Genomic DNA, 13,553 nt, shown 5'->3' on the forward strand with positions numbered 1-13,553 from the left:
CCGTACCCAGTGGGACCATGGACAGGCCTCGGAAGGTTCAACGGAAGGTCAGGCTTCGGTGCGGCGGCTTCTCACGGTCCTGGTGCTCGCCTGTGCGGCGGTCGGTCTCGCGGTCGTGCCCGCGCAGGCGCACAACATACTGATCGGCAGCGATCCCCAGGACGGCTCCTCGGTGTCGGCGGCGCCGGCGACGATCACGCTGCTGTTCGACCAGGCGGTCAGGCAGGGCTTCACGGCCGTCAGCGTCACCGGGCCGGACGGGGGCTCGTGGGGGCAGGGCGAGGTCGTCGTCGACAAGGCGAAGGTGACGCTGGGGTTGCGGCCGCTGGGGCCCGCCGGGGCCTATGTGGTGGGCTATCGCATCCTGTCGTCGGACGGCCATCCGGTGTCGGGCAAGATCACCTTCACCCTCACCACGCCCGGTTCCTCCTCCTCGGCCGCCTCCCCGCAGGCCGTGCCCGCGCCGGGCGGCGACCTCAGCGCCAAGGCGGCCGAGGCCGCGGCCAACGGCGGCGCCGGCATGGCCGTGCTGTGGATACTCGGCGCACTCCTCGTCCTCGGCGCCGGCACCGTGATCGCCCTCCGCCGCTCCACACCCCCGACACCCCCCGAGCCCACCGAGCCCACCGAGCCCACCGACGCCATCGCTTCCGATGACGCCTCCACCCCCGAAAGCGCCCGGCGATGACCACCACCGGCCTCCCCCCTGCGCACTCCCCCGCCCCTGCCACCCCGATGCCCGCCAAGCTGCCGGCCGGTGGGTTCGTGTTCTGTGCGGTGCTGGCCGTCGTGGTGGCCAGCACGTTGACCGCGGAGGAGGCGGTGCCGGGGATCGTGCTGCCGGGGCCGATCGTCGCGTACGGGCTGCCGGTCGTGCGGGTGCTGCTCGATGTGGCCGCCGTGGCCGTGGTCGGGCTCAGCCTGCTGCCGAAGCTTCTCGGGTTCGACGACCCGGACGCCACCGAGCCGGTCATGCGCCGGGCACGGCCGCTGGCGGTCACCGCGGCGTGGGCGTGGGCGGTGGCGGCGCTGGTGACGATCGTGTTCCAGGCCGCCGAGCTGAACCCGGGCGGCGTCCCCACGCTGGCGATGCTCGCCGACTACGTCGGTTCGGTCGGCACGGGACAGGGGCTGCTGTTCAGCGCCGCCTGCGCGCTCACGGCGGCCGGAGTCGGGCTGATGGCGGTGCGTTTCGGGGAGAAGGTCCCGGCCGAGCTGCGGCTGATCGTGGCGCTGTTCGGCCTGATGCCGATCCCGGTGACCGGGCACGCGGTCGACTCGGTGTGGCACGACCCGATCATGGTCGCGATGGAGCTGCACGTCATGGGCGCGGCCGCCTGGACGGGCGGCCTGATCGCGGTGGCGGTGTTCGTCGCGCCGAGGCGCGAGCTGCTGGCCGTCGCGCTGCCCAGGTTCTCCAAGGTGGCGACCGTGTGCCTGGTGGTCGTGGGCCTGTCCGGCCTGGTCAGCGGTCTCGGCACGATGCTGCTGACGCCCGGTGTCGAACTGCCGGGGGCGATCCTCACCACGGAGTACGGCCTGCTGGTGGTGGCGAAGGTGGCGCTGACGCTGGTGCTGGTGCCGCTCGCGGCCAACATCCGCTGGCGGCTGCTGCCGGTCGTCGCCAGGGGCGGCGCCACCTCGATCCTGGCCTGGGCCGGAGCCGAGGTGGCCGTGATGGGCCTGGCCTACGGCGTCGCGGTCGCGATCACCCGGGCCTCGATCGGCTGACCGGCGGCCCCGGCCTCGGGCGCCCTGAGCCCGAACCTCCCGGTGAACCACTGCGCCCCCAGCCAGGCGAGCAGCAGCCCGGCCATCGCGTAGGGCGCGGTGGCGCTCGCCAAAGGAGGCGCGGCGAGCAACGCCTCCTGGGCCACCATCCCGCCGTACACGGCTCCGCCGACCAGCAGCGTGCCGCCGATCGCCCGCACGACCGGCTGCCCGACCAGGAACGCCACGTCCACCGCGAGCCCGGCCAGCACCAGGAAGAACGGCACGGCCGAGGGCGGGAAGTCGGCGACGGTCAGCAGCGGCCAGGCCAGCGCCCTGAACCCGACGAGCACCGCGGCGACCGCCGTCGCACTGCCGAACCTGCCGATCATCAGCCTGGCCATGACCAGCACGATCGCACCCGCGACGCAGAAGTACACCGGGTAGAGCGCGTCAGGCACCGGCAGCGCGAAGTTGACGAACATCGTCCTGTCGATCGAGCGCCCCATCTGGTCGGCGGCGAACTGCAGCAGGATCGGCTCGGCGTAGGTCTGGCCCCGGTCCCAGGCGGCGATGCCGAGCACGCCGTACTCCTGGTGCTGTGCGGGGAAGAGCATGTTCTCCAGGAAGAAGGCGAAGAAGCCGCCGAGCACGAGGGTACGGCGGCGTTCGCCGTGCGAGCCGGTGAACCAGCCCCGGATCACTCCGGCGATCATGAAGAACGTGCCGACGTACAGCATGATGTGCGAGGGGCTCCACGAGGTGATGTCGAGCCCGTTGACCCTGTGGTTGATCAGGTCGAGCGGCACGGCCACCAGGAAGATGCCGGTGCCCCACTGGATGAGACGCAGCGCGCTCCTGTCGACCCCGTAGCCGGTGTAGCCGTGGATCACGGTGAGCGCGACCGCCATCGCGGTGCCGGCGGAGTTGAGCAGATGCGGCGGAGCCAGGTCGTCGCGCAGCCACTTGAAGTGCCAGGAGACGTCCCACGCCGACCCGAGCACCTTGAAGGAGAAGGCCACGAGCCACCCGTAGTACAGCACCTTGAACAGCTCACGCGGCGTCTCGCGCCCGGCCTCGCCCCGCGTCCAGTACGGCAGGGCCAGGGCGATCAGGGCGCTCACCCCGCGCATGGCCCGAGGGCGTGGGGACTTGGCTGCTGCTTGTGGCGTCACGGCAGCAAATGATGCCCGCCCTTTACCTTGACCGCAATCGCGGCTCGTTCTGGGCCGAAAATCCGCTATGTCGCCGCCTGTCGCGAACGTGGCGGCGTCCTGCGGGCCACCGCGGTCCGCGCCCGGCATGATGAGCGGACGACTCCCGAAGACGGCGACGCGATCCTGAACGACTACTTCGCCCCCTGGGTAGGCGATCTCGGCCTGCGCGTGCAGGAGGTCGGGCAGCGGCGTGCGGTGCTGCGGCTGCCGTGGTCGCCGCGCCTGGCCAGGGAGGGCGGCGCGCTGTCCGGGCAGGCGCTGATGGCCGCCGCCGAACCCGCCGCCGAGGCCTCGACCGTCTACGCGCTCCTCGGCTGAGGGCCGCGACTCGCCGCGCACGGGCGTCTCAGTTGGCTCTCAGGTCCTGTCGTTAGGCTCCTGACCATGAACGTCAGCGGCGAGGTGCGATGAAGCGTGTGATCGCGGCGGTCCTGGTGGTGGCGGTGGGAGCGGCCGTGTGGCTGCTGTGGCCGTCGGCTCCCGAGGTACGCGGCCAGGACCTGAGAATCCCCGTCGTCGACGGGCCCGCCGACGACCAGAAGGTCGTGCTCGACGCCACCTTCTACCCGCCCGCGGGCGGCGGCAAGGCGCCCGCCGTCCTGCTCGGCCACGGGTTCGGCGGCAGCAAGCGCAGCGTCAGGGACCAGGCCCAGCGCCTGGCCCAGGCCGGATACGCGGTGCTCGCCTGGTCGGCGCGCGGATTCGGCGCCTCGACCGGCCAGATCGCCCTGAACTCACCCGACTACGAGGTCAAGGACGTCAAGCAGCTCATCGACTGGCTGGCCACCCGCCCCGAGGTCCTCCTCGACGCCGCGGGCGACCCCCGGGTGGGCATGGCCGGAGGCTCCTACGGCGGCGCCATCGCCCTGATGACCGCCGCGCACGACCCCCGCGTCGACGCGCTCGTCCCGCAGATCACCTGGTACGACCTGGCCGACGCGCTGTTCCCCAACGCCACGGGCGCCGGGCCGGACACCGGGGTGTTCAAGCGCATGTGGGCCGGTCTGTTCTTCAGCAGGGGCGGCCCCACTCAGGGCATCGAGGCGCTGACCGCGCAGCCGCGCCCGGTGAGCGCCGAAGAGGCCAGATGCGGGCGCTTCCTGCCCGCGATCTGCGACATGTACCAGCAGGTCGCCCAGACCGGCAAGGCCACGCCGTCGGCCGTCGAGACGCTGCGCAAGTCCTCGCCGATCTCCGTACCCGGCCGGATCAAGGCGCCCACGCTGCTCATCCAGGGCCAGCGCGACTCGCTGTTCCCGCTCGCCCATGCCGACGCCAACGCCGCCGCCATCGCCGCGACCGGCACACCCGTGCAGGTCGCCTGGTTCGACGGCGGGCACGACGGCGGCAACGGCGAGGCCGACTACCTGGCCGAGCGCACGCTGGCCTGGTTCGACCACTGGCTCAAGGCCCCCGAGGGGTCGGCCGTGCCCGGCAAGCAGTTCACGGTCACGCGTGACGGCGGGCGCGACCCCGGCACCCGCCAGCGCATCAGGCTGCACCCGGACGCCGACCGCTACCCGGGTCTGGACGGCACCGCCGCCACCTCCGTGCCGCTGGCGGGCCCGGCGCAGAACGTCGCCAACCCGCCGGGCGGCTCCCCCGCCTCCATCTCGGCCGTGCCCGGCATCGGCGGGCTGCTCGGCGGCTCGACCGGAGGTGGCCAGCCCAATATCGGGATCTCGCTCGACATGCCGGGGCAGAGCGCCTCCTTCGAGTCGGCGCCGCTGACCGCGCCGATCCAGCTCACCGGCAGTCCGAAGGTCCAGGTCAGGGTCGAGGGCGAGCCCGGCGAGGTGACGCTGTTCGCCAAGCTCTACGACGTCACCGACCCAATGCAGCCGCCGAACCTGCCCGCCGGGCTGGTCTCGCCGGTGCGCCTCACCATCCCGGAGGGCGCGAGCGGTGCCACCGCCACGATCGCGCTTCCCGCGCTCGACCACCGGTTCGAGATCGGGCACAAGCTTCGGCTGACGCTCACCACGACCGACATGGGCTACGCCTCGACGGCCGCGCCCGCGACCTACCTGGTCGGGCTGGCCGCTCCGGCCCTCTCGCTGCCGACCGACGCCGATCTCAGCGCCCCGGCGAGCGGGCCCGCCTGGTGGACGTGGGCGATGCCGCTCGCGGCCGTCGTGCTCGCCGCCGCCCTGCTGCTGACCGGACGCCGCCGCAAGGACGGCCAGGAGGACGGCGAGCCCGCCGACCCGGCCGTCCCGCTGCGCATCACCGGGCTGACCAAGGCCTACCGCAACGGCGAACTCGCCGTCGACGGGCTGTCGTTCACGGTCGAGCAGGGACAGGTGCTCGGCCTGCTCGGTCCCAACGGCGCCGGCAAGACCACGACGATGCGCATGATGATGGGGCTCATCCACCCCGACGCCGGTGAGATCCGCATCTTCGGCGACCGGGTCACGCCGGACGCGCCCGTGCTGTCCAGGCTCGGCTCGTTCGTCGAGGGCCCCGGCTTCCTGCCGCACCTGACCGGCACCGAGAACCTCGACCTGTACTGGAAGGCGACCGGCCGCCCGGCGGGCGACGCCCATCTGGCCGAGGCGCTGGAGATCGCCGGGCTCGGCAAGGCGCTGGATCGGGCCGTGCGCACGTACTCCCAGGGCATGCGCCAGCGCCTGGCCATCGCTCAGGCCATGCTCGGCCTGCCGGACCTGCTGGTGCTCGACGAGCCGACCAACGGCCTCGACCCGCCCCAGATCAGGGAGATGCGCGAGGTGCTCAGGCGTTATGCCGCCGACGGCCGTACAGTGATCGTCTCCAGCCATCTGCTGGCCGAGGTCGAGCAGACGTGCAGCCATGTCGTCGTCATGCACAGGGGCAAGCTGGTCAGTGCGGGGCCGGTGGCCGCACTGCTGCGCGACGCCACCTCCAACGGGCACAGCGCACGCCTGGAAGATGTGTTCCTCGACCTGATCGGCGACAAGTCATGACCCGAGTTGCGCCAGGAGGCGTTGTGAGCACCGCCGCGCCCGGCTACGCGCCCGGCCGTACCCTTCCGCTCAGGGTGGAGATCGTCAGGCAGTTCAAGCGGCGGCGCACGCTGGTGATGTTCGGGCTGCTGCTGGCGCTGCCGTGGGTGCTGGTGGTCGCCTTCCAGTTCGGCGCGGGCCAGGGGCAGGGGCAGCAGACGGCGCTGCGCATGTCGGACCTGGCGACCGCGAGCGCGCTGAACTTCGCCGCGTTCGCGCTGTCGGTGTCGGCCGGTTTCCTGCTGGTGGTGGCGGTGGCGCTGTTCTGCGGCGACACGGTGGCCAGTGAGGCGAGCTGGTCGTCGCTGCGCTACCTGCTGGCCGCGCCCGTGCCGCGCGACCGGTTGCTGCGCCAGAAGCTCATCGTCGCGCTCGGCTACTCGGCGGCGGCGGTGATCTGCCTGCCGCTGATGGCGATGCTGGCCGGGACGCTGGCCTTCGGCTGGCACGACATCCAGGTGCCGGGCACCGGGCAGACGATCGCGGCGCTCGACGTGCTGCCGAGGTTCGGGATCATCATCGGCTACGCGCTGGTGAGCCAGCTCGTGGTGGCGTCGCTGGCGTTCCTGCTCTCGACCGTGACCGACTCGCCGCTCGGCGCGGTGGGCGGCGCGGTCGGGCTGGTGATCGTCAGCAATATCCTGCAGGCGGTCGAGGCGCTGGGCGTGCTGCGGGAGTTCCTGCCCACGTTCTGGAACACGGCCTGGATCGACGCCCTCGCGCCGGAACTCGACTGGAGCGCGATGATCAAGGGCGCCTCGGTGTCGGTGACCTATGCGGCCATCCTCATCGCGATCGCGTTCCGGCGCTTCCGCAGGCGTGACGTGGTCGCCTAGCGGCGCCTCACAGCGGGGAGGGCCGCTCGGTCAGCACGTAGTCGAAGTTCGGCGGTGCGCCGACGGCCCGCTCCAGGTCACGGATGATCGCCCGCGGCTCGTCGAAGGGGCCGGAGATGTAGAACGGCCTGCCCTCGCGCCCGAACGTCAGGCGAGGACCGCCGTCCGGGCGCTCGCCCAGGTGCGCGGCGGCGGGCGCCAGCTCCTCGCCCGCGGGGAAGCCCAGCCCTTCGGCGTAGGCGGAGCCGCCCAGCACGAGCTCCCTGGCCAGCTCGAACGGCGCCTCCTGCCAGCCCTTGTAGTCGGAGAAGAAGTAGTCGCGAAAGCGCAGCAGCTCGCGCTCGTCCATGACGTCGGGCCCGACGGTGTTGCGCACGCCCAGGCAGTAGACGTCCACCAGGTAGCCGCACACCGACACCTTGTCCCAGCCGTGCCTCCTGGCCACCAGGACGCAGACCGAACCCGTCGTGGGCGCCTGCTCGGGGGAGGCGTCGTGCCAGCCGGAGCCGGGCTCGACGCCGAGGCCGACGCTCCAGCCGGTGCTGACCCAGGAGCCGACCACCTCGGTGTCGGCGGCGGTGGCGCCCCGCTCGGCGGCGACGGCGCGTACCAGTGGCGCGACGATCGAGGGCGCGACGCCCAGGGTGCGGGCGATCTGCTTGGGCGAGTGCCCTTCGGCCCGCAGCTCGCGGACGCGGGAGAGGAGTTCAGCGTTCTCGGTAGCCATAGGCGTGTGAGCCTAGCGGGCGGCCGGGCGCGGGCTCAGCCCCAGTGCGGGGGCCGGTTCTCCAGGTAGAACTCGTCGCCCTCTGGCTCTCGCCACTCGCCCCAGCCCTGATCGGTGTCGTCGGCGGTCTGTTCGGGAAGGTGTTCGCTCACGGCAACCATGCTATCCGGGTGGACAAACGTCACCCCTCGACATGGGCTGGGCAAAGGACAGTCAACGCCGTGCGGGGTACGATGCGGTGGCAGGTGTCAGCTACCCCTCGTAAGGGTGAGCGGGCGTCGGCCTCCTCGTCCGTTTCCGGTGTGACACCGGGTTGCGAAGAGGCACGCGCAGGCTCGCCCCGCTTACATTGTGTGAGGCTGCCCATGGCCACCCCGACAGGTTGGCGCCGAGAAGGAAATCTACCGGCCGAGCTCACGACCTTCGTGGGCCGGACGCGGTTGCTCTCCAATCTCAAGCGCCATCTGCAGGAGTCCCCTCTCGTCACTGTGACCGGCATCGGCGGTGTCGGCAAGTCCCGCACCGTGCTGCGCCTGGCCCACGAGGTGCGCGCCCAGTACGAAGACGGCGTCTGGTTCGCCGACCTCGCCAGGCTGCAGGACGCGGGCATGGTCAAGCACACGATCGCCTCGGCGCTCGGCATCGCCGACCACTCCTCACGTGCCGAGGGCGACTCGTTGTCGGAGTGGGTCGGCGACCGCAAGATGCTGCTGATCATCGACACCTGCGAGCACCTGGTGCAGGGCTGCGCCGAGCTGGTGTCGGAGCTGCTGGAGCGCGCCCCGAACCTGAAGGTGCTGGCCACCAGCCGCCAGTCGCTGCACCTGCCGTTCGAGCACGTCGTGCCGGTGCCGCCGCTGGCCGTGCCCGGCGACGACCCCAACGAGAGCCTGTTCATGAACGAGTCGGTGATGCTGTTCACCGCCAGGGCGGGAGCCGTCGTCCCCGACTTCGTGCTGGACGAGCACCTGGGCGCGGTGGCCGAGCTCTGCCGCAGGCTGGACGGCATCCCGCTGGCGATCGAGCTGGCCGCCGTGCGGCTGCGCGCGCTCTCGGTGGCGCAGATCCTCGGCCTGCTGACCGACAGGTTCAGCCTGCTGGCCGGGGCCAGCCGCACCGCGCTGCCCAGGCACCAGACGCTCAAGGCCGCGATCGGGTGGAGCCACGAGCTGTGCGAGCCGGAGGAGCGCCTGCTGTGGGCCAGGCTCTCGGTCTTCACCGGCGACTTCGAGCTGGAGGCGGCCCAGTACGTCTGCACCGACGACCGCCTGGAGAAGGGCGCGATCATCGACCTGATCCAGGGTCTGGTCGAGAAGTCGATCCTGCTGCCGCAGAGCAGCCCGGCGGGCCTGCGCTACAAGCTCATCGACACGCTGGCCGAGTACGGCGAGGAGTGGCTGGAGAAGCTCGGCCAGACGGCGGCGACCAGGCACCGGCACCTGGAGTACTACCTGAGCCTGGCCCGCAAGGGCGAGGAGGCGTGGTCGGGGCCGAGGCAGGTCTACTGGTTCGTCAGGATGAAGCAGGAGCACGACAACATCCGCGTCGCGCTCGACTACTGCCTGAAGACGCCGCACGTCGCGCCGCTCTCGCTCGAACTGCTGACGTCGTTGTGGTTCATGTGGGTCGGCTGCGGGTTCGTCCGCGAGGGCAGGCTCTACCTCGAACACGCCCTGCGCCTGAACCCGACGCCGAGCAAGGAGCGCTGCAAGGCGCTGTGGGTGCTGTCCTACGTGCGCAGCGCGCAGGGTGACAGCACGGGCGCGATGCAGACGGCCGAGGAGTGCGCGACCGAGGCGGTGCAGGTCGGCGACTCCAAGGCGGTCATCCTGGCCACCAAGATGCAGGGCACGGCCGCCTACCTCCAGGGCGACACCCAGAAGGCGAGCGCGCTGCTGGGTGTGGCGATCGAGTTCAACAGCGGCGGGCGCGAGATGAACCCCGGCCTGCTGCCCGCGGTGGTCGAACTGGCGCTGGTGCTGACGCTGCAGGGCGGTGTGTTCGAGGCCAGGAGCCTGCTGGAAGACTGCCTCAAGACCTGCAAGCAGCGTGGCGAGGTGTGGGTCAGCTCCTACGCGCACTGGGCGATGTCGCTGATCCAGCTGGCCACCGATCAGGCCGACGAGGCGTTGGTCAGCGCGCAGGAGGGGCTGCGGATCAAGCGCCACTTCCACGACGTGCTGGGCGCGCTGCTGTGCATGGAGACGATCGCCCGCATCGCCATCGCCCAGGAGGACACCGCCAGGGCCGCCAGGGTGCTCGGCGCCGCGACCGCCAACTGGCGCACCTACGGCCTGGCCCTGCTGGGCTCGCCGTTCCTCACGGCCGAGCACGAGAAGTCCATCAAGGAGTGCCAGAAGGCACTGGGCGAGGACGAGTACCGCAGGCTGTTCGAGGAGGGCGCGCGGATGGACCTGGACGAGGCGTCCACCTACGCGCTGAACGAGATGGACGCCTCGTACTGAGCGGTGTTCCGGTCCTCAGGCGGGACCGGAGGGCAACTCAGGCGGGCGGGGGCCAACGCGTTCCCTCGGGCCATGCGTGGATGTAGCGTGCGCTGCTCAGTGAGTACTCGATGTGGCCGCGCACCCAGAACTCCAGGCCCGCCACATAGGCGAGCACGCCGGGCGAGGCCCACGACTCGATCGAGCCGCGCAGGCCCACCATCGCGCCGACCGCCCTGTCGTGCATACGGGCGACCTCGTCGAGCGCCTGCTGCAGCGTCCAGTTGCGATGGGTGACCAGGACGTTCACCAGGTTGTGCCTGGCCTGGTCGTGCCGCTTCTCCTTGGCGTAGGAGAACAGGTCGTTGTCCCACACGACCAGGTCGTTGGCGTGCTCGGTCAGCGCGCGGATGTCGGGGTGGTGCCACTCCTCCGCGGTGAGCCGGTAGCCTCCGGCGATGTCGATGAGCGCGTAGACGGGATACATGGCCCCGGTACGGCGGCGCATGAACACGTAGTCCTCCGGGGTGGGCACGACGTCGCCCTCGCGGTTGGCCGCCTCCCAGACCTGGGCGAAGATGTACTCCTTGGTGGCGGTGCACCACCGGGCGAGCTGGTCGGCGCTCGCGTGCACGGCGATTCGGGCCTTGAGCTCACGCAGCGAGCGGGCGAAGACGTTGGTCACCTCCTCGTCGGGTTCCAGGTCGTGCAGGACCCTGAACATCTCGGGAAGGGCCCTGGCGATGAGGGCGGTGTGCCTGCTCATCCGGTCGGATTCGCAGAAGCCGTCGTCGAAGGCGAACAGCCAAATGCACCAGTCCATGAGAAGCTTGAGCATCTCGCGATCGACGAGCGGATAAGCTCGGGCTGTGAGCCAGCCGAATTTGGCCTCCCTGTAACGTTCCAGCATCGACGGATGATCGAGCATTCCTGACTCCATGAGCCAGTCGAAGCTCTCTTTGCTGGCCTGCTCGACGTGCGGGTTGACTTCGTTCGGGAACGGGCACAGCAGCGGTGGAATGCGGAGGGGCGCGACCTCAGACGCATGCGCAGACGTACTAGCCATGCCGTACAGCATGACAACGATCTTTCTTAAAGGCTATATCGCGCAAATAGCGAGTTTTCTTCCTATTCTGGCCATAGTTTGAACCAATCCTGTATGCCGAACATGTGAGCGGTCTCCAGAGCGGACGGAGTGCCCGATTCCGGGTCGGCTCCCGCCTCAAGGAGCGCCTCCACCACATCGCGTTCTTTCTTGAACACCGCTCCCGCCAATGGCGTCTGCCCTCTGTCGTTGGGCCGGGAGGGATCGGCGCCCAGGGCGGTGAGCATGCGCACGGTCGCGGCGTGGCCGTGATAGGCCGCCAGCATCACCAGCGTGTCGCCCCGGTCGTTGGCGAGGTTGACCGGCACTCCGGCCTTCACGTAGGCGCTCAGCGTCTCGGTGTCGCCCGTGCGGGCCATGCCGAACACCCTGGTGGCGAACTCCTCAAGCTCCGGATCTGACTCCATGAACATCATTCTGCCCCGGTAGGGTGCCCAGCACGGAATCCATCCGGCTCCCCCGTGGTTAGCCGGGTAGAGAACTCCACGAAAGGCTGGCCCGACGTGTTCGACCCGACGGATCTGTATCAGCTCAGCGAGGACGTGCCTGAGCTGGCCGATCCGGTGCTGCTCTACCACTTTGACGGTTTCGTTGACGCGGGCGGCGCCGGACGGCTCGCGATGGGCCATTTGCTGGCCGAGCTGGAGCACCGGGTTGTGGCCACCTTTGACGTCGACCGGCTGCTCGACTATCGGTCCCGGCGGCCGATCATGACGTTCGACACCGACCGGTGGGTGGAGTGCGAGAGCCCCGAGTTGGTCGTGCACCTGGCCGACGACGCGACCGGCACGCCGTTCCTGCTGATGAGCGGGCCCGAGCCGGACCGTGAGTGGGAGTTGTTCGCCAAGGCCGTCGCGGCGCTGACCGAGCGGCTCGGCGTGGGCAAGATGGTGACCGTGCACGGCATCCCGATGGCGATCCCGCACACGCGCCCGCTCGGCGTCACCGCGCATGCGAGCAGGCCCGACCTGATCAACTCGCAGACCAGCTCGTTCGGCCGGGTCCAGGTGCCGGGGAGCATGGCGGCGCTGCTCGAACTCAGGCTCGCCGGGCAGGGGCGTGACGCCCTGGGTTACGGCGTGCACGTGCCGCACTATCTGTCGCAGGCCGAATACCCGCACGCCGCGGTTGTCGCGTTGGAGTCGGTCACCAAGGGCACCGGGCTGGTGTTCCCGATGGACAATCTCCGTGAGGCGGCCGAGCGCACGACGGCCGAGATCGAGGAGCAGATCCAGGCCTCCAGCGAGCTGTCGACCGCCATCACCGGCCTGGAGCAGCAGTACGACGCCTTCGCCGCCGGCGCCGAGCGCGAGAACCTCATCGCCGAGTCGACCCCGATGCCGACCGGCGACGAGCTGGCCGCCCAGTTCGAGCAGTTCCTGGCCGAACGCGAGGACCGCGAGGGCTGAGAGCCGCCCGGACAGGCTGGCGCGCGGTTACGGGCTGTGCAAGATCGCGGGCGCTATCGTGGCGGGCATGAGCGAGCTCAGAGTCGGTCTGGTCGGTTACGGTCCCGCCGGGGAGTTCTTCCATGCGCCCCTGGTCCACGCGACACCCGGCCTGCGCCTCGAAGCCGTCGTCACCCGTGACCCCGGCCGTGCCGCCGCCGTCTCCGCCAGGTACGGCGCCGCCGCCGTGCCGTCGGCCGAGGCGTTGTGGGAGCGCTGCGACCTCGTCGTCATCGCCTCGCCCAACCGCACCCACGTGCCGCTGGCCGATGCCGCGCTGACGGCCGGGCTGCCCGTCGTGGTCGACAAGCCGCTCGCCGGCACCGCCGTACAGGCCAGGGCGCTCGTGCGCAAGGCGGCCGGGCGCGGGCTGATGCTGACGGCCTTCCAGAACAGGCGCTGGGACGGCGACTTCCTGACCCTGCGGAGACTGCTGGAGGACGGCGCGCTCGGCGGGGTGCACCGCTTCGAGTCGAGGTTCGAGCGCTACCGCCCGCAACCGCGCGGCGGCTGGCGCGACAGCGGCGGAGCCGACGAGCTCGGCGGTGCGCTCTACGACCTGGGACCGCATCTGGTGGACCAGGCGCTTCGGCTGTGGGGTCCCGCCGTCGAGGTGTACGCCGAGACAGGCGTGCTGCGGCCGGGCGTGGCCTCCGACGACGACGTCTTCGTCGCGCTCACCCACGCGGGTGGCGTGCGCTCACACCTGTGGGCGAGCGCGCTGGCCGCCCGGACCGGGCCGCGCTTTCGCGTGCTGGGCTCCGAAGGCGCCTACGTCAAGCACGGCCTCGACGTGCAGGAGGAGCGCCTGCGCGCCGGGCGCACGCCCGATGAGCCCGGTTTCGGCGCCGAGCCCGAAGACAGGTGGGGCCTGGTCGGCATCGACGGCGACGCCAGGCGCGTGCCGACGGCCGACGGGGCCTACCTCGACTTCTACACCGGCGTGGTCGCCACCCTGCGCGACGGCGCCCCGCCGCCGGTCGACGCCGCCGAGGTCGTCGACGTCATCGCGATCCTGGAGGCGGCCAGGCAGTCGGCGGCCGAACACCGCGTCGTCCACCTGGCCTGACGCCCCGGGCCCT

Annotated in this window: 12 protein-coding genes; 8 read left to right on the forward strand and 4 right to left on the reverse strand. The window is 70.9% G+C overall.

The window, feature by feature from the left end; genetic code table 11:
* Positions 1 to 58 precede the first annotated feature (58 nt).
* Complete coding sequence (locus tag ACTWNK_RS32395; RefSeq protein ID WP_474308712.1) at positions 59 to 688, forward strand: copper resistance CopC family protein; 630 nt, start codon at positions 59 to 61, stop codon at positions 686 to 688.
* Complete coding sequence (locus ACTWNK_RS32400; RefSeq protein WP_474308713.1) at positions 685 to 1,731, forward strand: copper resistance D family protein; 1,047 nt, start codon at positions 685 to 687, stop codon at positions 1,729 to 1,731. The genes ACTWNK_RS32395 and ACTWNK_RS32400 overlap by 4 nt, the downstream gene beginning before the upstream one ends.
* Here ACTWNK_RS32400 and ACTWNK_RS32405 read toward each other — a convergent pair.
* A complete protein-coding gene (locus tag ACTWNK_RS32405; protein WP_474308714.1) occupies positions 1,689 to 2,843 on the reverse strand; it encodes a hypothetical protein in 1,155 nt (384 codons plus the stop codon). The genes ACTWNK_RS32400 and ACTWNK_RS32405 overlap by 43 nt on opposite strands.
* Positions 2,844 to 2,912: 69 nt before the next feature.
* On the opposite strand from ACTWNK_RS32405, the gene ACTWNK_RS32410 reads away from it, so the two are divergent.
* The 3 genes from ACTWNK_RS32410 to ACTWNK_RS32420 all read left to right on the forward strand — a co-directional run bounded on the left by ACTWNK_RS32410 (position 2,913) and on the right by ACTWNK_RS32420 (position 6,747).
* Positions 2,913 to 3,245: a hypothetical protein gene (locus ACTWNK_RS32410; RefSeq protein WP_474308715.1), complete on the forward strand. Its 333-nt coding sequence runs from the start codon at positions 2,913 to 2,915 to the stop codon at positions 3,243 to 3,245.
* 89 nt (positions 3,246 to 3,334) lie between these two features.
* Positions 3,335 to 5,872: a CocE/NonD family hydrolase gene (locus ACTWNK_RS32415; RefSeq protein WP_474308716.1), complete on the forward strand. Its 2,538-nt coding sequence runs from the start codon at positions 3,335 to 3,337 to the stop codon at positions 5,870 to 5,872.
* A gap of 23 nt (positions 5,873 to 5,895) precedes the next feature.
* On the forward strand, positions 5,896 to 6,747 hold the full coding sequence (locus ACTWNK_RS32420; protein ID WP_474308717.1) for an ABC transporter permease: 852 nt from the start codon (positions 5,896 to 5,898) through the stop codon (positions 6,745 to 6,747).
* A gap of 7 nt (positions 6,748 to 6,754) precedes the next feature.
* On the opposite strand, the gene ACTWNK_RS32425 is transcribed toward ACTWNK_RS32420, so the two are convergent.
* Entirely contained in the window at positions 6,755 to 7,474 is a 720-nt protein-coding gene (locus ACTWNK_RS32425; protein WP_474308718.1) for a helix-turn-helix domain-containing protein, read from the reverse strand.
* A gap of 488 nt (positions 7,475 to 7,962) precedes the next feature.
* Between ACTWNK_RS32425 and ACTWNK_RS32430 the strand changes: the two genes are divergently transcribed.
* Positions 7,963 to 9,939: an ATP-binding protein gene (locus ACTWNK_RS32430; RefSeq protein WP_474308719.1), complete on the forward strand. Its 1,977-nt coding sequence runs from the start codon at positions 7,963 to 7,965 to the stop codon at positions 9,937 to 9,939.
* 37 nt (positions 9,940 to 9,976) lie between these two features.
* Here ACTWNK_RS32430 and ACTWNK_RS32435 read toward each other — a convergent pair whose 3' ends face one another.
* Positions 9,977 to 10,741, reverse strand: coding sequence for a terpene synthase family protein (locus ACTWNK_RS32435; protein WP_474308720.1), 765 nt, complete (start codon positions 10,739 to 10,741; stop codon positions 9,977 to 9,979).
* 305 nt (positions 10,742 to 11,046) lie between these two features.
* Complete coding sequence (locus ACTWNK_RS32440; protein WP_474308721.1) at positions 11,047 to 11,430, reverse strand: ankyrin repeat domain-containing protein; 384 nt, start codon at positions 11,428 to 11,430, stop codon at positions 11,047 to 11,049.
* 96 nt (positions 11,431 to 11,526) lie between these two features.
* Here ACTWNK_RS32440 and ACTWNK_RS32445 point away from each other — a divergent pair, with 96 nt between their 5' ends.
* Entirely contained in the window at positions 11,527 to 12,432 is a 906-nt protein-coding gene (locus tag ACTWNK_RS32445; RefSeq protein WP_474308722.1) for a proteasome assembly chaperone family protein, read from the forward strand.
* A 67-nt stretch (positions 12,433 to 12,499) separates the two neighbouring features.
* A complete protein-coding gene (locus ACTWNK_RS32450) occupies positions 12,500 to 13,540 on the forward strand; it encodes a Gfo/Idh/MocA family protein (protein ID WP_474308723.1) in 1,041 nt (346 codons plus the stop codon).
* Positions 13,541 to 13,553 lie beyond the last annotated feature (13 nt).

It is taken from the genome of Nonomuraea sp. IBHARD001 (assembly GCF_056106265.1).

What these genes read in the sequence shown, in the direction of transcription:
- ACTWNK_RS32400 (WP_474308713.1), top strand. Translation starts at nt 685, where the DNA reads ATGACCACCACCGGCCTCCCCCCTGCGCACTCCCCCGCCCCTGCCACC.
- ACTWNK_RS32405 (WP_474308714.1), bottom strand. Translation starts at nt 2,843, where the DNA reads ATGCGCGGGGTGAGCGCCCTGATCGCCCTGGCCCTGCCGTACTGGACG.
- ACTWNK_RS32415 (WP_474308716.1), top strand. Translation starts at nt 3,335, where the DNA reads ATGAAGCGTGTGATCGCGGCGGTCCTGGTGGTGGCGGTGGGAGCGGCC.
- ACTWNK_RS32425 (WP_474308718.1), bottom strand. Translation starts at nt 7,474, where the DNA reads ATGGCTACCGAGAACGCTGAACTCCTCTCCCGCGTCCGCGAGCTGCGG.
- ACTWNK_RS32435 (WP_474308720.1), bottom strand. Translation starts at nt 10,741, where the DNA reads ATGGACTGGTGCATTTGGCTGTTCGCCTTCGACGACGGCTTCTGCGAA.
- ACTWNK_RS32440 (WP_474308721.1), bottom strand. Translation starts at nt 11,430, where the DNA reads ATGGAGTCAGATCCGGAGCTTGAGGAGTTCGCCACCAGGGTGTTCGGC.
- ACTWNK_RS32450 (WP_474308723.1), top strand. Translation starts at nt 12,500, where the DNA reads ATGAGCGAGCTCAGAGTCGGTCTGGTCGGTTACGGTCCCGCCGGGGAG.